This is a genomic window from Escherichia sp. MOD1-EC5950 (genome assembly GCF_002965345.1).
Taxonomy (GTDB): domain Bacteria; phylum Pseudomonadota; class Gammaproteobacteria; order Enterobacterales; family Enterobacteriaceae; genus Escherichia; species Escherichia marmotae.
On sequence record NZ_PTSR01000008.1, the window covers coordinates 57,528 to 77,778 of the forward strand.

A 20,251-nucleotide genomic window follows, 5' to 3' on the forward strand; every position below is an offset into this window, starting at 1 on the left:
GCCCTCCCCCTATGGGAGAGAACCGGGGCGAAGGGACTGCCCGTGCCCGTTTACCAACCTCACGAATACTTTTTCGTCCGTCGCGTCGGTGCGGTATTCGCCGGGTCGTCCGGCCAGACGTGTTTGGGATAACGCCCTTTCATCTCTTTTTGCACCTCGCGATACGCTCCCTGCCAGAAGGCACTTAAATCACGCGTGATTTGCAGCGGCCTCCGGGCGGGTGAAAGCAATTCCAGCACCAGCGGCACGCGCCCCTGAGCGATAGTCGGATTAGTGGCTTCGCCAAACATCTCTTGCATTCTCACCGCCAGCGCGGGTGGGTTATCTTCATGATAACGAATGGCGATCCGGCTTCCCGTCGGCACAGTGTAATGCGCAGGCAATTCACTATCCAGACGTTGCTGCATTCCCCAATCAAGTAATCCGCGCAGCGCCTGATAAACATCAAGAGATTTCAGGCCACGCAGCGAATGTACGCCGGCCATATGTGGCAGCAGCCACGTTTCCAGCGACGCCAGCAAGCTCGCCTCATCCATTGCTGGCCAATCATATTCCGGTAACCACTTTGCAGCACACAGCAAACGCAAGCGTAGCTGCTCCGCTTCCGGCGTCCAGTTAAGAACGTTTAGACCTTTATCGCGAATACCGTTGAGCATTGCATGATGTAATTCATCTTCCGACGGTTTCGCCAGCGGCTGTACTTTTACTATGAGCTGACCAATCTGCAACCGACGCCAGGCCTTCAGCGTACCTTGTGCATCGTCCCATTCAACGGTGTCAGATTGCTGTAATAGCTGTGAGCAGCGTTGCACTAACTCATCAATATCGACCGGTAGCGCCAGTAGAATTCGCGCATCCGGCGAGGCGCTGCCCTGCAATAACAAAGGAGCGATCAACCACTCGTGGCGGCTTAAGGCATCATCCGCGTCCAGCATTGCTCCCATACCGTTCGCCAGTTGATAACGACCATCCTGGCCACGGCGACGAGCAATACGATCGGCAAAGGCCTGGGCAAGTAGCGGCGCAATAAACGCACTGTCGGCCTCGCCACCACGGACGTTTAAGCGCTTTAACAGTTGCTGACTACGCTGTTGCCAGGCCGGTTGATTGCGGGAAAACGCCACTTCCAGGTCGCTATTCCCCATGCGGGGCGGCTCTTCGAGAATGGCGGCAATTTTTGCGGCGGTAGCGGCTTCATCATCACTCTTCGCGCTCACCAGCATAGCGGCTAACCGCGGCTCATTACCCAGCGTCGCCATTTTTTGCCCTTTCGCGCTAAGTCGTTCGCCATCCAGCGCGCCAAGCATCTGTAACAGGCGTTTCGCAGCCTGTAGATTCACCGTTGGTGGTTGATCCAACCAGTTCATCTGCGCCGGATCGCTGCATCCCCATTGCAGTAATTCCATCAGCAAACCGGAGAGATCGCTTTGTAAGATTTCCGGTTCACTTTGTGCAGCGGCGCGTTCCGCCTGTTCTTTGGCGATCAAATGCAGGCAAATGCCCGGCTCCAGTCGCCCGGCGCGCCCGGCACGCTGCGTCATCGACGCCTGACTAACTCGCTGGGTAATCAACCGTGTAAGACCCGTTCGCGGATCAAAGCGCGCCATCCTTTCCTGGGCGCAATCCACCACCAGGCGAATACCTTCGATAGTTAAACTGGTTTCAGCAATATTGGTTGCCAGCACCACTTTGCGCATCCCTTGTGGTGCCGGGAGGATCGCTTTTCGCTGATCGTTCAACGACAATGCGCCATACAGTGGACAAAGCAACACATCACTGCCTACACGCGAAGCCAGTTGTTCCTGCACACGCTGAATTTCCCCGACGCCAGGTAAAAACAGCAGCAGAGATCCTGCTTCCTGGCGTAGCAATTCGGCGGTGGCGACAGCAACGGCTTCGTCAAAACGTTGATGTGTAGGCAGCGGCAAATAGCGGCGCTCCACCGGATACGAACGTCCTGCGGAAACAACAACGGGGGCTTCCGGCAACATTTGCTGTAAGCGCTCGTTATCCAGCGTGGCTGACATAATCAGCAGCTTCAGGTCATCGCGCAGCCCTTGTTGCACATCGAGTAACAACGCCAGCGCCAGATCCGCCTGCAGACTGCGTTCATGAAACTCATCAAGGATCACCAGACCGACGCCGCTTAGTTCCGGGTCGCGTTGGATCATGCGCGTCAACACCCCTTCAGTAACGACTTCCAAACGGGTATTCGGCCCGACGCAATTTTGCGCACGCATCCGGTAGCCAACGGTATCGCCGGGCTTTTCGTTAAGCAGCTCCGCCAGCCGTTGCGCGACGTTACGCGCCGCCAGACGCCGCGGCTCCAGCAGGATGATTTTCCCGCGAATACCAGGATGCGCCAGCAGTTGCAGCGGCAGCCAGGTCGATTTCCCGGCTCCGGTCGGCGCGCTTAATAACACCTGCGGTGCACAATCGAGGGCGGCAAGTAATTCAGGTAAGACGGCAGCAACGGGCAACGACGACACAAAACGCTCCTGAGGGTTAACATTCTTCGCGGCGCATTGTAGCATCGCGGTAATTCATAACCGAGTGCCTGACATGTCTGAACCGCAACGGCTGTTCTTTGCCATCGACTTACCTGCAGAAATCCGCGAACAGATTATCCACTGGCGCGCCGCACAGTTTCCACCAGAAGCGGGGCGTCCGGTTGCCGCTGAGAACTTGCATCTGACGCTGGCGTTTTTAGGCGAAGTGAGCGCAGAGAAAGAGAAGGCGCTCTCACTTTTGGCCGGACGGATTCGTCAACCCGGTTTCACACTAACGCTTGATGACGCCGGTCAGTGGCTACGTTCTCGCGTGGTGTGGCTTGGTATGCGCCAGCCGCCGCGCGGATTAATCCAACTGGCGAATATGCTTCGTTCACAAGCAGCGCGCAGTGGTTGTTTTCAAAGCAATCGACCGTTTCATCCGCATATCACCTTATTGCGCGATGCCAGCGAGGCGGTGACAATCCCGCCGCCTGGCTTTAACTGGTCGTATGCGGTGACGGAGTTCACCCTTTACGCTTCCTCGTTTGCCCGAGGACGCACACGCTACACGCCGCTAAAACGCTGGACACTGACGCAATAACAAGGGTTTTATCGCAATGGAATTTTCACCCCCTCTACAACGCGCCACGCTGGTTCAACGTTATAAACGTTTTTTAGCCGATGTGATCACACCAGATGGCCAGGAATTAACGCTACACTGCCCGAATACTGGCGCGATGACCGGTTGTGCAACACCTGGAGATACCGTCTGGTATTCAACTTCCGACAACACAAAACGGAAATATCCGCACACCTGGGAACTGACCCAAAGCCAAAACGGTGCATTTATTTGCGTCAATACACTTTGGGCAAACAGATTGACGAAAGAGGCTATCCTTAATGGGAATATTTCGGAGCTGTCAGGCTATAGCTCGCTGAAAAGCGAAGTAAAATACGGTGCCGAACGCAGCCGTGTTGACTTCATGTTACAGGCGAGGTTTCGACCTGACTGCTATATTGAAGTGAAATCGGTTACGTTAGCGGAAAACGAACAGGGATACTTTCCCGATGCAGTGACTGAACGAGGTCAGAAACATCTTCGGGAGTTGATGAGCGTAGCGGCTGAAGGCCAGCGTGCAGTGATTTTTTTCGCCGTGCTACATTCAGCCATTACACGGTTTTCACCCGCGCGCCACATCGATGAGAAATACGCGCAACTATTGTCAGAGGCTCAACAGAGGGGGGTAGAAATTCTGGCTTATAAGGCGGAACTTTCTGCTGAAGGTATGGCTCTTAAAAAATCACTGCCCGTTACTCTGTAGTTGAATAAGTAACTGGTTAATTTACATTCTGGTCGCGTGCGCAAATACGCTTTTCCTCACACAGTTGTCAAGTGTTACGTTTAGATAATTGCTATCCGGAAAAGCATCTGCTATTTATAGCGGCCTCATTTTTCCCCCGAACATGGGGATCGATAGTGCGTGTTAAGGAGAAGCAACATGCAAGAAGGGCAAAACCGTAAAACATCGTCCCTGAGTATTCTCGCCATCGCTGGGGTGGAGCCATATCAGGAGAAGCCGGGCGAAGAGTATATGAACGAAGCCCAGCTGGCGCACTTCCGTCGTATTCTGGAAGCATGGCGTAATCAACTCAGGGATGAAGTCGATCGCACCGTTACACATATGCAGGATGAAGCCGCCAACTTCCCGGATCCGGTAGACCGTGCCGCCCAGGAAGAAGAGTTCAGCCTCGAACTGCGTAACCGCGATCGCGAGCGTAAGCTGATCAAAAAGATCGAGAAGACGCTGAAAAAAGTGGAAGACGAAGATTTCGGCTACTGCGAATCCTGCGGTGTTGAAATTGGTATTCGTCGTCTGGAAGCGCGCCCAACAGCCGATCTGTGCATCGACTGCAAAACGCTGGCTGAAATTCGCGAAAAACAGATGGCTGGCTAATTAAAGCTGTTCCATCACGTTTACCACAGGCGGGAAATGCTCCCGCCTTATTTTTTGTTCAAAGAGATGACAGACACACACTATATTGGGCGCTTTGCCCCCTCACCTTCCGGCGAACTTCATTTTGGTTCTCTGATCGCTGCGCTTGGCAGCTATCTGCAAGCACACGCCCGGCAAGGTCGCTGGCTGGTACGCATTGAAGATATCGACCCACCCCGTGAAGTTCCCGGTGCCGCAGAGACTATCCTGCGCCAACTGGAACATTACGGCCTGCACTGGGACGGCGATGTTCTCTGGCAATCCCAACGTCACGACGCCTATCGTGAAGCCCTCGCCTGGTTACGTGAGCAAGGACTAAGTTATTACTGCACCTGTACGCGCGCGCGTATTCACAGTATTGGCGGTATCTACGACGGTCATTGCCGTGAATTGCATCATGGCCCGGACAACGCGGCTGTACGTATTCGGCAGGTGCATCCGGTCATGCAGTTCACTGACCAACTGCGCGGCATTATCCACGCCGACGAAAAACTGGCGCAGGAAGATTTTATTATTCATCGCCGTGATGGTTTGTTTGCCTATAACCTGGCTGTGGTGGTTGATGATCACTTCCAGGGCGTGACTGAAATTGTCCGTGGCGCAGATTTGATTGAACCCACAGTGCGGCAAATCTCGCTGTACCAGCTTTTTGACTGGCAAGCGCCAGATTACATTCATTTGCCGCTGGCGCTTAACGCACAAGGCGCTAAACTTTCCAAGCAGAATCATGCGCCTGCGTTACCAAAAGGCGACCCGCGCCCGGTACTAATCGCGGCACTTCAATTTCTTGGTCAGCAGGCAGAAACACATTGGCAGGATTTCAGCGTCGAGCAAATCCTTCAGTCAGCCGTCAAAAACTGGACGCTGACCGCCGTACCTGAGTCGGCAATTGTAAATTCAACATTCTCAAATGCGTCATGCTGAGCTATGATTAGCCGCTATTTTTTTGTCCTGAATGATGTTTGACACTACCGAGGTGTATTATTTTTACCCGAGTCGCTAATTTTTGCCGCAAGGTGCTAAGCCGCGAGGAGAGCGAGGCTGAACAGGCAGTCGCCCGTCCACAGGTGACGGTGATCCCGCGTGAACAGCATGCTATTTCCCGCAAAGATATCAGTGAAAATGCCCTGAAGGTAATGTACAGGCTCAATAAAGCGGGATACGAAGCCTGGCTGGTTGGCGGCGGCGTGCGCGACCTGTTACTTGGCAAAAAGCCGAAAGATTTCGACGTGACCACTAACGCCACGCCTGAGCAGGTGCGCAAACTATTCCGTAACTGCCGTCTGGTGGGTCGCCGTTTCCGTCTTGCTCATGTGATGTTTGGTCCGGAAATTATCGAAGTCGCAACCTTCCGTGGGCACCACGAAGGCAACGTCAGCGACCGCACGACCTCCCAGCGTGGGCAAAACGGCATGTTGCTGCGCGACAACATATTCGGTTCCATCGAAGAAGACGCCCAGCGCCGCGATTTCACCATCAACAGCCTGTATTACAGCGTCGCGGATTTTACCGTCCGTGATTACGTTGGCGGCATGAAAGATCTGAAAGACGGCGTGATTCGCCTGATTGGTAACCCGGAAACGCGCTACCGTGAAGATCCGGTACGTATGCTGCGCGCGGTACGTTTTGCCGCCAAGTTGGGTATGCGTATCAGCCCGGAAACCGCAGAACCGATCCCACGCCTGGCTACCCTGCTGAACGATATCCCACCGGCACGCCTGTTTGAAGAATCACTCAAACTTCTACAAGCAGGCTACGGTTACGAAACCTATAAATTGCTGTGTGAATATCATCTGTTCCAGCCGCTGTTCCCGACCATTACCCGTTACTTCACGGAAAATGGCGACAGCCCAATGGAGCGGATGATTGAGCAGGTACTGAAAAATACTGATACGCGTATCCATAATGATATGCGCGTTAACCCGGCGTTCCTGTTTGCCGCCATGTTCTGGTATCCACTGCTGGAGACGGCACAAAAAATCGCGCAAGAGAGCGGCCTTACCTATCACGATGCTTTCGCGCTGGCGATGAACGATGTGCTGGACGAAGCCTGCCGTTCACTGGCGATCCCGAAACGTCTGACTACGCTAACTCGCGATATCTGGCAGTTGCAGTTGCGCATGTCCCGTCGTCAGGGCAAACGTGCATGGAAACTGCTGGAGCATCCGAAGTTCCGCGCCGCTTACGACCTGCTGGCACTGCGTGCAGAAGTGGAACGCAACGCTGAGCTGCAACGTCTGGCGAAATGGTGGGGTGAATTCCAGGTTTCTGCGCCACCAGATCAAAAAGGGATGCTCACCGAGCTGGATGAAGAACCAGCACAGCGCCGTCGTACTCGTCGTCCGCGCAAACGCGCACCGCGTCGCGAGGGCACCACATGACAGTGGCATATATTGCCATAGGCAGCAATCTGGCCTCTCCGCTGGAGCAGGTCAATGCTGCCGTGAAAGCACTCGGTGAAATTCCTGAAAGCCGCATTCTTGCCGTTTCTTCGTTTTACCGTACCCCTCCGCTGGGGCCACAAGATCAGCCGGATTACTTAAACGCCGCCGTGGCGCTGGAAACAACTCTCGCACCTGAAGAGTTACTCAATCACACACAGCGTATTGAATTGCAGCAAGGTCGCGTTCGTAAGGCCGAACGCTGGGGGCCGCGCACGTTAGATCTCGACATCATGCTGTTTGGTGATGCGGTGATTAACACTGAACGCCTCACTGTTCCGCACTATGATATGAAGAATCGTGGTTTTATGCTCTGGCCGCTGTTTGAGATTGCGCCAGGTCTCGTATTCCCGGATAACCACACGCTTGCCCGGTTACTGACTGATGCACAATTTCCGCGCCCTTCTCTTTGGTAATACGTGTTCTCCTGTATTAATTAGCCCCGCTTTCGCGTAATACAAAAAATACGCACAAAAAAATAATTAAAACATCCTCTAATTTAATATTATTTCCCCCGTTCGCTTTGACATCAAACTTTAATCAATTACACATGATTTTATCTTAAATGTAATTTAATTTATTCTAACAATGATAAATATTGACTTTTAAAACAATTTAGAGCCATTTAAATGAAATAGAAAGAATATATATATCTTTCATCCACTTACCCTGCCATATTTGCCGCCAAACAATTCATCACAGAAATAAAAACCCACACATAATATTCATTATAAAAATAATATTTAATATAGAAATACAAATAGCCCATTAATATAAAAACAATATTTTACAAAAAAACACACTCCTATTATATTGCCCATCCCGTAATTAACTTTACGTATCATTTTTTAACTCATTTAATATTTTATGGAGAATTATAATGAACAAGAAGCTTCTGGCGGTTGTTCTGGCAGCGTCCTGTTTTTCTGCTGGTAATGCAATGGCTGTGGATGGTGGTGAAATCAATATCAACGGTCTGGTTTCTGATGAAACCTGCCCGGCAACCGTTAACGGTGGCAGCAACGATGTTAACATCACCCTGAAAACCGCGAAACCAAGTGATATTGCAGCGCTGAATGACAAAGCGCTGGGTGCATACCCGGCAGCAATCAGCATCTCAGTAAACTGCTCCAATGCAGCCGCAAATAAAACGGCAACAATGAGCTTTACCTCTACTTTCCACAGCTCCCCCCAAGGTACTCTGGAAAATGACAACTCCATCAGCGGCCCGGCTAAAGGTGTCAACATCGCACTTCACGATGTCTCCGCCACCACCCCGGCACTGGTTAAAGTAAACGATCCTTCAAGCAAAATTTCTTCTCCTATCGATTCAACCAGCCATATCGCCACCTTCAGCTATATGGCGTCCTATGTGAAATCTTCTTCAACCGCAACCGTCACCAGCGGCCCGGTGAAAACCAACGCAACCTATACCCTGACTTATCAGTAATAGCGTTACCGTTGTAAAAATCACAAGGGGATGTGTTACATCCCCTGTTTCAGGATTTAGAGATGTTTCAGGGAGAGATAACATGTTGAATTATAACAAGACTATCGCTGCTATCGTTGTCGGTGCAACGCTTACGGCATTCAGCCCCATAACCCAGGCCGATATCGTTATCAACGGTACGCGCATCATCTATAAAGAAAGCGACAAAAAGATCACTGCTCGCCTGGAAAATAAAGGCTCTCGCCCATTGCTGGTGCAGTCCTGGCTTGATACCGGTGATGACAATGTAGACCCGGCTTTGATCAAAGTCCCGTTTAACGCGACCCCACCGGTCTCACGCATAGACCCGAAAAAAGGCCAAACCGTTACCATCACCTATACCGGCACGCAGGCATTACCGAAAGACAGGGAAAGTGTGTACTGGTTTAACGTGCTGGAAGTTCCACCCAAAATGCAGGCAAAAGAAGCTGAAAATAAAAATGTCCTGCAACTGGCTTTCCGTACCCGTATCAAACTGTTCTATCGCCCTGATGGATTAGCCGGTGAGCATTTCAAAGCGCCAGAGCAATTAACCTGGCGCTGGAATGGAAATAAAATAAAAGTGACGAACCCAACGCCTTATTACGTTTCCTTCTCGTCTGTCGATGTGCAGTCAGGAAATAAAAAATATACCGTAGACGCCACAATGGTTGCGCCAAAAAGCGATGCCGAATTTACAGTACAGGGTCTGAATACCTCCCCTGGCGGCGCTAAATTACACTATTCAGCTATTAGTGATTACGGCAGTGAAATAAAAGGCGAAGCAAATATGTAATCTCACGAATTACATTATCGCCAGGGTAAATATCTTGAATTAATTATTGACTGAATGATTACAGCGTCGAGCATAAGAAAAAACAGATGACTCATTGTAAACTGACACGGATTGCCGTTATTTTTGCCTGCATTTATGGCCATGCTGCCAATGCGGCAGAAAGTATTGAATACGATCCCAGCTTCCTGATGGGGAGTTCTGCCCAGGGGATTGACCTGTCGCGTTATTCCGACGGTAACCCTGCTATGCCCGGCAGCTATGACGTAAAAGTCTACGTCAATGAAAGTGCCGCAACGAGCATGACCGTAGAACTTATTGATACCGGCAAGAAAAGTGCCGACGCCTGTATTTCTCGTAAAATGCTCAATCAGTTGCATATTAAACAGCCGGATCTCAAAGACGGAGAGGCTGTATTACGCAAAGGCGAAGCGGAAGCTGATGATTGTCTCGATCTGGCGCGGGCGATCCCACAGTCAGAAGTCTATTTCGATACTAACGATCAGAAGTTGGATATCACGGTTCCGCAGATCTGGATCCTCAGTAATTATCAGGGATATATCGACCCGTCATTATGGGAAGACGGCATCAGTGCCGCCATGTTGTCCTACCGTATGAACGGCTGGCGCAACACGCGCCGGGGTGATGAAACTCAGTCGTTCTATACTGCACTCAACGCAGGGCTTAACCTCGGGAACTGGCATTTCAGAAGCAACGGTAACTATAGCTGGCAGCAGGATGTTGGCGGTAATTTTGATATCCAGAACAGCTATATGCAGCGCGAGCTGCCATTTATTCGTTCTCAACTTGTGGTCGGGGAGACCTACACCACCGGGGAAACCTTCGACTCTGTCGGCATTAAAGGCGCACGCCTGTACAGCGACGACCGCATGTTACCGCCTTCCATGACCAGTTTTGCCCCAGTGATCCGCGGCGTGGCAAACAGTAACGCCAAAGTCACCATCACCCAGGGCGGCTATAAAATTTACGAAGGAACCGTACCGCCTGGCGAATTCGCCATTGATGACATCATGCCTTCTGGCTACGGCAATGATCTGGTGGTCACCATTGAAGAAGCCGACGGTTCACGGCGGACATTCTCACAACCGTTCTCCTCGGTTATGCAGATGCTGCGTCCGGGCGTCGGGCGTTGGGATCTCAGCGGCGGGCAAATCGTTCGCGACGATTTGCGCGAAGACTATAACTTGCTGCAAGGGTCATTCTACTACGGTATCAACAACACCTTCACCGGCTATACGGGTATCCAGTTCACCGATGCTGACTTTATGGCCGTGCTGCTGGGGCTGGGCGTAAACACCAGCATCGGCGCAGTATCGCTGGACGTCACTCAGTCGAAGGCGAATATCTACAACGATCAAACCTACACCGGGCAAAGCTATCGTATTTCGTGGAACAAAATGTTCAGTGCCACCAATACCTCACTAAACCTGGCCGCCTATCGCTATTCCACCAGTAATTACCTGGGGCTGAACGATGCCCTGACGTTACAGGATGATGCCAGACACAGCTCGCCAGACGAGCAACGCACAATGGGGAATTATCAGCGTACCCGCAATCAGTTCACTATCAGTCTCAACCAGCCGCTGATGTTCGAGGAGGTCGATTACGGCTCGTTTTATCTTAATGGTAGCTGGACGGATTACTGGAGCGGAAGCCATAGCCAGAGCACGTACTCTATGGGCTACAGCAAAGGGACAAGTTGGGGAACATGGAGTGCCACAGTACAACGCACCTGGAATGAAGACGGCGATCAGGATGACAGTTTCTATCTGAGTTTCAGCATTCCGCTGGAAAAATTACTGGGCGGTAAACATCGCGACAGCGGCTTCCAGTATCTCGACAGCCGTATGAGCACTGACTTTAACGGCAGCCATCGTTTGAGCGCCAGCGCCAACGGCAGCAGCGGCGATGGAAAATATAACTACAGCGTGAATACCAATTACTCCACCAATAAGCAGAGTTCCAATCTGGCGGATATTGGCGGTTATCTCAGCTATGAATCGCAATGGGGTACATGGTCTGGCTCAGCATCGGCTGACACTGACCACAGCCGTCAGCTCTCTCTCAGCACCGATGGCGGCTTTGTCCTGCACGGTGGCGGGCTGACGTATACCAATCACAGCTTTAGCGATACCGATACGCTTGTCCTGGTGAAAGCCCCTGGAGCGCATGGCGCACGAATCAACTACAGCAGTAACACCATTGACCGCTGGGGTTATGGCGTCGCCACGTCCGCCTCTCCGTACCGTGAAAACAACATCACGCTCGATATTCAGGAGCTGGAAAACGACGTAGAGCTTAAGAGCACCAGTTCACAAACGGTTCCGCGCTACGGGGCCATTACCATGACCAGTTTCGAAACCGATCAGGGCCGCTCAGCGATGATCACGATGCGTCGTAGCGATGGCGAACCTCTGCCATTTGCCGCCAATATCACCAATGAGCAAGGGCAGTCTCTGGGCTACATCGGCCAGAACAACCAGGCCTTTGTGCGCGGTATCGAAGATAACGGCGTGTTGCAGGTGAACTGGTCCGATAAGGACAACGTTTCGCAGCACTGCATCGCGCGCTATCAGGTTCCGGCATCCGCGGCTGATCAGCGCGGCAACCAGACCCTGTCACTGGATAACGTACTCTGTACGGTATCTGCAACTCACTAAAATCCGCGAGATATGGATAACCTATGACACGGAAAAATATTCCTCTGGCACTCGCCGTGCTGACGCTCTCAGCCTCGGCACTGGCCGTTGATGTCGACGTTAAATTCAGGGCCGATATTATACAGCCGACCTGTGATATCAAACTGGAAGGAACCGGTACTTCTAAAACAGGTACTGATGCCTATAAGCTGGTCATTCCTGATATCAGGCTCGACCAGTTACGCGCGAAAAGCCCCGAAACGGTAGGTGAATTTACCTTAAAAACAGAAAACTGTACGGGTAGCCCGAGCAAAATCATTTCTACCATCACGGCAGAGAAAAAAACCGGTGTCGCGGGGATGAACCTGGCGATCCCTCTCGCTGGTGGGCCAGGGTTAACGGGCAGTATCGGTGTCGGTTTCCGTCGGGCCAGTACGTCAACTGACACATTTTTTAAAGTTCAGAACGATGAAAACATCACGTGGACAACTGCTGAAATCAGCGGCGGATTAAAACTGGCTGCCGTAATGCGAGAAACCCAGGCTGATAAGGGCACAATCGGTGATTTCAGCGCCAAAGTCACGTTTAACTTCACCTATGAATAACGGGGTAGCACAATGAAAAAAACAACTTTAGCCTGCTACGTCGTCAGCGCCATGGCATGCTTCAGCATTGGGATGAATACCGCCAATGCCACCACGGATTCCCTGGATCTTACCGTCGTGACAAAAGTCACCGCAGGAACCTGTAGCGCCGAAGTACAGGAAAACTCAAAGACAGTTACCGACATTGATTTTCAGGATGTTTTCATCCCGGAAGTGATCAGCGGAAACAAAGCAAAATCATTCAATCTGATACTCAGCAACTGCGCAGCCACATCCAGCGCAGAGTTCACATTGAAACCGGCCAGTGGTTCAACCTGTGATAGCGCAGGCGCGGGAGAAGCATTTGCCAACGCCTCCGTTGCAACCCCGAAAGCAGCAGCGGTCGCCGTTGAGGTCTGGGGGTCAGCAACCCCTAAAAGCGGTACACAACTGAAGTGTAAATCCGCCAACGCGTTCCCGGTCACCATGGTCGGTGGTGGCGCGACCGTGCCGCTCAGCGCACGCCTGATCCGCGATAGCGGTAAGGCTGACGCGGACGTCACTGCCGGTGAGTTTTCCAGCCAGGCAGTATTTGATATTACCTATAAGTGATTTACAGCGCAGCCTGTGTAAAAGGGACGTTATGAAAAAGCACGGTTTATCTACCACTCTTATCATTGGTGCTGCGCTATTTAGCGCCAGTACATTGGCTGATGTGAGTGTCGACTTTAACGCAAAAGTGCTGAGCACCACCTGCACGGTATCCGTTAGCAACAGCGGGACGGTCGATTTAGGTACGGTGAGCCTGGGTTATTTCGCCAGCGGCATTACGGCGGAGCAATATTTTTCAGGGGGTCAGGAATTCTTTATCCATTTGTATAACTGTTCCGGGAGTGCCCCTACAGGGACTACAAATTTGCATCTGGATTTCAAACCTAAAAGCGGCGCTTTTGCAGCAGGCTCGCAACAAGTTTTTCCGAATGAGGAAAGTAATGGTGCCAAAAATGTTGGCGTGGTGATTTTCTCAACGCACGATCGCAGCAATATGTTTAACGTCTGGTCTCCTGCAGGTATTTCACGGTCGACATACACGGTGAATGCACAGGGTCTGAATAATTCGACCTGGGCTTTTTATACCCGAATGCAAAAAATTGATGATATTGCCTCTGTCACTGCCGGAAAAGTGGCAACCAGTGTACTGGTTGATACCTGGTACGATTAATTCAATGGAATGAAAGATAAAGAGCGGATTCAGATGATTATTAACAGACTGAGTAAAGCAGTAATTAGCCTGGTATTATTAATCAGCACTGGTGCTGTATTTTCAACATGGGCGGGAACACGTATTAGCTACGGCGAACCAAATGATGATGGTAATGTTATAATCAATATTTTTCCGAATGGAACACAACCCGCTTCTGCCGGAGGGCAGCCTGCACCAGGATTGATTACGCCGTTAGGCGTATACATGATATCGAACTCCACATCCAATATGATTTACTGTTATTTTGGCGACGCGTCCAGCGGAGATCAATCCAATTCGGAGATTTACCATAACCTGATTAACTCAGGCAAACAGTATGATGGCAAACCCTTATTTAAGACAACGATACAAGGCGTCTATGTGTCGGTCGAAATCCTTAATTTCAGTAGCCCTGGCATTACATTTGGCATAGGAGCGGAACACAGCCTCCTTGCTGATGGAACCCATAGAGATGAATTCTCGGGCCATGTTGTCGACCCATCACAATGTACAGGCTATCAACAACTCACTTTCCAGGTGAGAACCACCTATTACCTCGGCAGCGACTATCAGAGCCGTATATATACTGGTGGCGGCGCTTCTGGCGACTACGATTCATTTAAGGCGGAGATTGACAGTAACAGTACCCTTGATACCCGTGGTTTCGCTTCAACAAATTCCCCCGGTTTTAGCATCAGAAGCAGTACCCAGGGACAAGGGTATTATTTAGTGGTTGAGTTTAGAAACCCTGGTCTGATGATTACGGCCCCAACCTGTTATGCCGATGCCGTTGCAGGTACAAATGTTAAAGGCAACACCGTCGATTTTGGCAATGTTTTAACCACGGATATTAGTAACGGAACCAGTAATTCCAAACGCCAGTTCCAGATAGCATTAAAAGACTGTGTGGGGATTGGAAGCATAATAACGAAACTGTCCACCACAAAAACCGGGAACAGCGTCAGGCTATTGGGCAACCAACAGACAAACAATGCAGCCGGAGGAATTGGGGTGAAAATTACCGGCCTGAACGATGCCGCGACCGGTAAAGCGGAACAGCTTTATCCTAATAATCCATATTCCGTTTATACAGAATATGAGTCGGCGACTAACCCCGACGGTTGGATTGACGTTAATGCCATTGATGTGACGCACCCTGGGGTCGAACATATCCTGGATTTCGAAGCGCAACTGGTTCCCGATTTCGTGCAGGATCAACCTGCCCCGGTGATCACCGCGGGTGGATTTGAAGCAACAGGTACATTCTCTATTACCTATCCCTGATATTACTTACTGCCAGGTGCGCACTGCGCCTGGCAGTCAGCGGTTTGTGCCACAAAACTACACTGATAAATTAAAAAATCATAACTCTATATCATTTCTATTATATTAATAAATGATGTTAGCTACGCAAAAGGGAACCAGCATTATGCTGATTAAATCTTACTATCACTAAATATCAAATACTCATGCAATGAGTGTTTGCAATGGAGTGCGTATGAAAACTACTCTACAATTTGTTATTTTTACCATTCTTCTATTTGTTAATTGTGTCTGTAACGCAACCGTCGATTTTATTGTTGGTGCGGGGCCTGATGGTGTACCGCCGGAAAGAAATGGCCGCGCAAATTTCCAGTATTCCGGGAGCAGTAATAACCTGGTATTTTACCGCCCAACTCAACTCGGCCCGACAGGGGTACAATTACGCTGGCCTAATCAGGATACCCATGACAGTGGCAGTGTATATTGTACAGCACATTCCAGTGCTACTGGCGGCCCTATCACTGTCAGAAATAAAATGGTTGATTCAGGGCTCGTTTACGGGGGACATAAATTATTCAAAACATCCGTTACAGGACTGTATTATACATTAAAAATATCAACTATATGGACAGCTTATAATACAACCGCTGACGTTCCGGATATATTTATCGGGGATGCACCAACACAAACTTTCCACTTTAGATTCCATGATGCCGATCTGCAACGAGCCTGTGAGCGACTGGATGGCCGTTTTACTCCAAAATTTTTTAGAATAGGTGGCGTTGTTCAAGACTTTACTGTTGAATTTTATTCAGATACGACATTCGCCCCTACAGCAGGCCAAAAAATAACATTACTCAGCAGCAGCGATTACCTTTACAGTTTTAAGGCCGAGAATGCGGGGGGAACGGTTCAAGGGTACAGTGGGAGTATCTATTTTAACTTCAATTTAGCGAATGTGACCTTATCACTTCCGACCTGTTTTTCCTCAGTGATTACAGGAAAAACAGTCAATGGAACGACTGTTGAACTTGGCAGCTATACAACCGGTCAGATCAAAAATGGTGCAACTCCAGTACCTTTTCAAATAGCCCTACAAAACTGTATTCGTGTGCAAAATATTGAAACCAAAATGTCCTCTGGAAACATTGGGGTGCAAAACAAAAAATTAATCACTAATACGTTGACTGGTTCCAATGCCGCAGAAGGCGTCGGTGTTCTGATCGAAGGGTTAAAAAACCGTGTGAGTGAAAAAATGGTTCTCGAACCTAACGTGGGAACCTCTGTGTATAAAGCATATGAAGATGAAATTGATACTTCAGGTGGCATCTACCCAGGCAAAGGCCAGGGAACAACGCAGGTGCTTGAGTTTCAGGCAACATTGCAACAAGACGGTAATGCGACTATCAAGGGAGGCGCTTTCGAGGCCACCAGCAGATTCCAGATAACTTATCCTTGATAGACAGGCCAGATTGCTGGAAAAGCGTTCGTTGTTACACGCCGGATGTGACGCGGACACTTTATCCAGCCTATGAAATCGTGAAAAAATTCAATAAATTGTGATACGCCATGTAAGCCTGATAAGCGTAGCGCATCAGGCAATTTTGCGTTCGTCATCAGTCTCAAGTCATATCATCAGTTAACTGGTGATATGAGCGTACCGAAATGATTGCCCCACCCGATATGGCTGCTAGAATGCCAATAATTGCACTTTAGCCATCAGGATACGTTATGAAACCGACGACTATTTCGCAGCTTCAAAAATACAAGCAGGAAAAAAAACGCTTCGCGACCATTACCGCTTACGACTACAGCTTCGCCAAATTGTTTGCTGACGAAGGCCTTAACGTGATGCTGGTAGGTGACTCGCTAGGTATGACCGTTCAGGGACATGATTCCACCCTTCCCGTAACAGTTGAAGATATCGCCTATCACACCGCCGCCGTGCGTCGCGGTGCGCCAAACTGCCTGCTTTTGGCCGATCTCCCCTTTATGGCTTATGCCACGCCGGAACAGGCATTTGAAAATGCTGCCAGGGTAATGCGTGCCGGAGCCAATATGGTCAAAATTGAAGGCGGTGCATGGCTGGTAGAAACGGTACAAATGCTGACAGAACGTGCCGTGCCGGTATGTGGTCACTTAGGCTTAACGCCACAGTCCGTGAATATTTTTGGTGGCTACAAAGTGCAGGGGCGTGGTGATGAGGCTGGCGACCAATTACTCAGCGATGCGTTAGCACTAGAAGCCGCAGGTGCGCAATTGCTGGTACTGGAGTGTGTACCCGTTGAGCTGGCAAAACGCATTACCGAGGCACTGGCGATCCCCGTCATTGGCATTGGTGCGGGTAACGTCACTGACGGACAGATCCTCGTGATGCACGACGCATTCGGCATTACCGGTGGTCACATTCCTAAATTCGCCAAAAATTTCCTCGCTGAAACGGGCGACATCCGTGCTGCGGTGCGGCAGTATATGGCTGAAGTGGAGTCCGGCGTCTATCCGGGCGAAGAACACAGTTTCCATTAAGGAGTGACGTTGTGTTAATTATCGAAACCCTGCCGCTGCTGCGTCAGCAAATTCGCCGCCTGCGTATGGAAGGCAAGCGCGTGGCACTGGTGCCCACTATGGGTAACCTGCATGATGGCCATATGAAACTGGTCGACGAAGCCAAAGCCCGCGCCGATGTGGTGGTGGTTAGCATTTTCGTTAACCCAATGCAGTTCGACCGCCCGGAAGATCTGGCGCGCTACCCGCGCACCTTGCAGGAAGATTGCGAGAAGTTAAACAAGCGTAAAGTGGATTTGGTCTTTGCGCCATCGGTAAAAGAGATCTACCCGAACGGAACAGAAACCCACACCTATGTTGATGTTCCCGGCCTTTCCACTATGCTGGAAGGCGCCAGCCGCCCGGGACATTTCCGTGGCGTGTCGACCATCGTCAGCAAGCTGTTCAACCTGGTCCAGCCAGACATCGCCTGCTTCGGAGAAAAGGATTTTCAGCAACTGGCGCTGATCCGCAAAATGGTCGCTGATATGGGCTTTGATATTGAGATTGTCGGCGTGCCGATTATGCGCGCGAAAGACGGCCTTGCGCTCAGCTCCCGTAACGGTTATCTGACGGCAGAACAACGCAAAATTGCACCAGGTCTGTACAAAGTTTTAAGTTCGATTGCTGACAAATTGCAGGCTGGAGAGCGGGATCTCGATGAAATTATCGCCATTGCTGGGCAAGAGTTGAATGAAAAAGGCTTCCGCGCCGATGATATTCAGATTCGCGATGCCGACACGTTGCTGGAAGTCACTGAAAAAAGCAAACGGGCAGTGATTCTGATTGCCGCCTGGCTTGGCGATGCTCGCCTGATCGACAATAAAATGGTCGAACTGGCGTAATACTTAACTGGCGCTACGGCTGATAGCGCCAATTATTAATTGCCACGTAATCTGTCATAACACAGGTAACTTAGTTAAGGTTAATTAGCTTATCAATCTCTGTAAGTGGTAAATTTGCCAACTCTGCAACATCCTCACGAAGCATTCCTTTACTCAGAAGACGCTGGGCGAATTCCTGTCTTACTTCCTGTCTTACCTTCTGGAGTCCCTCTTTATATCCCTTCTGAAATCCCTTCTGAAATCCCTTCTCTTCAAACCACTGCGCCAACGTCTGCCTGGTTTCTCTCCGTGTCTTTATGTCCATAGGTTCCCTTAATTATCTGGTCAGTTAATAATAATCATTATCTGGCTATAACTGATAATGCCGGCAACTTAGTTAATTAGCTTATCAAGCTCAGCAAGAGATAAATTCGTCATCTCTGCAACGTCTTCCCGAGACATCCCTTTACTCAGAAAACGCTGGGCGAATTCTTGCCTTTCCTCCTGTCTTCCCTGCTGAATCCCCTTCTCAATTCCCTTCTCTTCAAACCACTGCGCCAGCGTCATCATAGACTCCCCTCCCGTTTCCCTGTCTCTCACCACACCGTAAAACAAATCCGCTTGTTCAGTATGACCGCGTTGCAGCATATAGTTTTGCATGGCAACTAACTGACTTCCGCTAGTGTACCCTTCGTCAATCAGCGTGACCAGTTGCTCCAGCAATAACATTAAGTCGCGCTGGCGAATATGTTTTTGCAGCAGTTCGAGAATCGCAATCCGCCGATGTTTCATGATTTCATCATCTGGCGTGATGGTGATATCCACCAGCGGGAAAGGATTGTTATAGACACGTCGCGCCAGCTCCGGTGAGTAAAACATATCAAACCAGCACATCGAGAGTGGGTAAGGCGTGGCCTCGCCCTGATAAAACAGAATCGGCACCACCAGCGGCAGCTTATCGTGGTCCGCTTCCAGATGTCGGTGCATGGCGGCAATAGAGTAGCGCATCATGCGAAAGGCCATTTTTTTGTCCGGCTTGCTTTGATGTTCAATCACAACATGCAGATAGCCGGGATTACCCAGCATTTGCACAGAATAGAGTACGTCAGTGCTATGCCCTTTCAGGCTTTCTTCGATAAAACTCCCCGACTCAAGATGCAGCGTGTCGAGATCACACAGCTCGCGTAATTCCGCTGGCAAATGTATCTCCAGGAAATCGCGGGCCGTTTCCGCATGCATTAAAAATTGTTTAAAAACCGCGTCATGCGGAGTGGTACTTGGTGCGTCCATCTTCCCTGTCTTCCATGTTGGCTTGCGTGAAGGCAGTATCCAGTCAATGTATACCGTCATCAGCCGTCTCTTTATTGTTTACCGAGCAGCGTTCAGAGAAATTTCAATCGGTTACAGGAGTTGCATAGCGGGCTTCGGCGCGGCACGCAAACTCCCGCTGTAAATGGCCTCAGATGAGTAGACACTAAACAAAAATCGGGCAATACTGCGTGAGAATTTTCTCAAGGCAGGCATCGCCTGCTTCGTTAACGACAGGGTAGAAAGGTAGAAGTTATGATTCGCACGATGCTGCAGGGCAAACTCCACCGCGTGAAAGTGACTCATGCGGACCTGCACTATGAAGGTTCTTGCGCCATTGACCAGGATTTTCTTGACGCAGCAGGTATTCTCGAAAACGAAGCCATCGATATCTGGAATGTCACCAACGGCAAGCGTTTCTCCACCTACGCTATCGCGGCAGAACGCGGTTCGAGAATTATTTCTGTCAACGGTGCGGCGGCCCACTGCGCCAGCGTCGGTGATATTGTGATCATCGCCAGCTTCGTCACCATGCCGGATGAAGAAGCCCGTACCTGGCGACCAAACGTCGCCTACTTTGAAGGCAACAACGAAATGAAACGTACCGCAAAAGCCATTCCGGTACAGGTTGCCTGAG

19 protein-coding genes and 1 pseudogene are annotated in these 20,251 nt (G+C 50.3%); 17 read left to right on the forward strand and 3 right to left on the reverse strand.

The features are described from left to right. Positions 1 to 59: 59 nt before the first annotated feature. Positions 60 to 2,489, reverse strand: a complete 2,430-nt coding sequence (hrpB, locus tag BEA93_RS11110; protein ID WP_105224937.1) for an ATP-dependent helicase HrpB — start codon at positions 2,487 to 2,489, stop codon at positions 60 to 62. A gap of 73 nt (positions 2,490 to 2,562) precedes the next feature. On the opposite strand from hrpB, the gene thpR reads away from it, so the two are divergent. The 16 genes from thpR (at position 2,563) to panC (ending at position 18,327) form a co-directional block, all read left to right on the forward strand. Continuing rightward, positions 2,563 to 3,093: an RNA 2',3'-cyclic phosphodiesterase gene (thpR, locus tag BEA93_RS11115; protein ID WP_001294671.1), complete on the forward strand. Its 531-nt coding sequence runs from the start codon at positions 2,563 to 2,565 to the stop codon at positions 3,091 to 3,093. Positions 3,094 to 3,109: 16 nt separating this feature from the next. Beyond that, positions 3,110 to 3,814, forward strand: coding sequence for a DNA/RNA nuclease SfsA (gene sfsA, locus BEA93_RS11120; protein ID WP_000396058.1), 705 nt, complete (start codon positions 3,110 to 3,112; stop codon positions 3,812 to 3,814). A 177-nt stretch (positions 3,815 to 3,991) separates the two neighbouring features. Further along, a complete protein-coding gene (gene dksA, locus BEA93_RS11125) occupies positions 3,992 to 4,447 on the forward strand; it encodes an RNA polymerase-binding protein DksA (RefSeq protein WP_001155227.1) in 456 nt (151 codons plus the stop codon). A gap of 66 nt (positions 4,448 to 4,513) precedes the next feature. After that, the gene (gluQRS, locus tag BEA93_RS11130; protein WP_032141541.1) at positions 4,514 to 5,410 is read left to right on the forward strand and encodes a tRNA glutamyl-Q(34) synthetase GluQRS; all 897 of its coding nucleotides are present in this window, start codon (positions 4,514 to 4,516) and stop codon (positions 5,408 to 5,410) included. 59 nt (positions 5,411 to 5,469) lie between these two features. Further along, positions 5,470 to 6,867: a polynucleotide adenylyltransferase PcnB gene (gene pcnB, locus BEA93_RS11135; protein ID WP_206196644.1), complete on the forward strand. Its 1,398-nt coding sequence runs from the start codon at positions 5,470 to 5,472 to the stop codon at positions 6,865 to 6,867. After that, positions 6,864 to 7,343 carry a 2-amino-4-hydroxy-6-hydroxymethyldihydropteridine diphosphokinase gene (folK, locus tag BEA93_RS11140; RefSeq protein WP_000215161.1) on the forward strand — a complete coding sequence of 160 codons (480 nt, stop codon included), beginning with the start codon at positions 6,864 to 6,866 and terminating at the stop codon, positions 7,341 to 7,343. Before pcnB ends, folK begins: the two co-directional genes overlap by 4 nt. A gap of 464 nt (positions 7,344 to 7,807) precedes the next feature. Then, complete coding sequence (locus tag BEA93_RS11145; RefSeq protein WP_105224692.1) at positions 7,808 to 8,377, forward strand: fimbrial protein; 570 nt, start codon at positions 7,808 to 7,810, stop codon at positions 8,375 to 8,377. 82 nt (positions 8,378 to 8,459) lie between these two features. Continuing rightward, complete coding sequence (locus tag BEA93_RS11150; RefSeq protein WP_000935954.1) at positions 8,460 to 9,191, forward strand: fimbrial chaperone; 732 nt, start codon at positions 8,460 to 8,462, stop codon at positions 9,189 to 9,191. 86 nt (positions 9,192 to 9,277) lie between these two features. Then, a complete protein-coding gene (locus BEA93_RS11155) occupies positions 9,278 to 11,869 on the forward strand; it encodes an outer membrane usher protein (RefSeq protein ID WP_105224691.1) in 2,592 nt (863 codons plus the stop codon). A 23-nt stretch (positions 11,870 to 11,892) separates the two neighbouring features. Continuing rightward, positions 11,893 to 12,453, forward strand: a complete 561-nt coding sequence (locus tag BEA93_RS11160) for a fimbrial protein (RefSeq protein WP_105224690.1) — start codon at positions 11,893 to 11,895, stop codon at positions 12,451 to 12,453. 12 nt (positions 12,454 to 12,465) lie between these two features. Further along, positions 12,466 to 13,044, forward strand: coding sequence for a fimbrial protein (locus tag BEA93_RS11165; RefSeq protein WP_000753931.1), 579 nt, complete (start codon positions 12,466 to 12,468; stop codon positions 13,042 to 13,044). Between the two features lie 31 nt (positions 13,045 to 13,075). Then, positions 13,076 to 13,654: a fimbrial-like protein gene (locus tag BEA93_RS11170; protein ID WP_105224689.1), complete on the forward strand. Its 579-nt coding sequence runs from the start codon at positions 13,076 to 13,078 to the stop codon at positions 13,652 to 13,654. 9 nt (positions 13,655 to 13,663) lie between these two features. Next, positions 13,664 to 14,959 carry a fimbrial protein gene (locus BEA93_RS11175; protein WP_236942058.1) on the forward strand — a complete coding sequence of 432 codons (1,296 nt, stop codon included), beginning with the start codon at positions 13,664 to 13,666 and terminating at the stop codon, positions 14,957 to 14,959. A gap of 190 nt (positions 14,960 to 15,149) precedes the next feature. After that, complete coding sequence (locus BEA93_RS11180; RefSeq protein WP_105224688.1) at positions 15,150 to 16,397, forward strand: fimbrial-like adhesin; 1,248 nt, start codon at positions 15,150 to 15,152, stop codon at positions 16,395 to 16,397. A gap of 272 nt (positions 16,398 to 16,669) precedes the next feature. After that, complete coding sequence (gene panB, locus BEA93_RS11185; RefSeq protein WP_000805500.1) at positions 16,670 to 17,464, forward strand: 3-methyl-2-oxobutanoate hydroxymethyltransferase; 795 nt, start codon at positions 16,670 to 16,672, stop codon at positions 17,462 to 17,464. A gap of 11 nt (positions 17,465 to 17,475) precedes the next feature. Then, complete coding sequence (gene panC / locus BEA93_RS11190; protein WP_000905373.1) at positions 17,476 to 18,327, forward strand: pantoate--beta-alanine ligase; 852 nt, start codon at positions 17,476 to 17,478, stop codon at positions 18,325 to 18,327. A gap of 70 nt (positions 18,328 to 18,397) precedes the next feature. Here the strand turns inward: panC and BEA93_RS11195 are convergent. Then, a pseudogene (locus BEA93_RS11195) lies at positions 18,398 to 18,628 on the reverse strand (hypothetical protein); the annotation flags it as partial. A 71-nt stretch (positions 18,629 to 18,699) separates the two neighbouring features. Further along, positions 18,700 to 19,596 (reverse strand): recombination-promoting nuclease RpnC, encoded by an 897-nt coding sequence (gene rpnC / locus BEA93_RS11200; RefSeq protein WP_000339936.1) that lies wholly within the window; start codon positions 19,594 to 19,596, stop codon positions 18,700 to 18,702. 273 nt (positions 19,597 to 19,869) lie between these two features. Between rpnC and panD the strand changes: the two genes are divergently transcribed. Further along, positions 19,870 to 20,250 carry an aspartate 1-decarboxylase gene (gene panD, locus BEA93_RS11215; protein WP_052977352.1) on the forward strand — a complete coding sequence of 127 codons (381 nt, stop codon included), beginning with the start codon at positions 19,870 to 19,872 and terminating at the stop codon, positions 20,248 to 20,250. Position 20,251 lies beyond the last annotated feature (1 nt).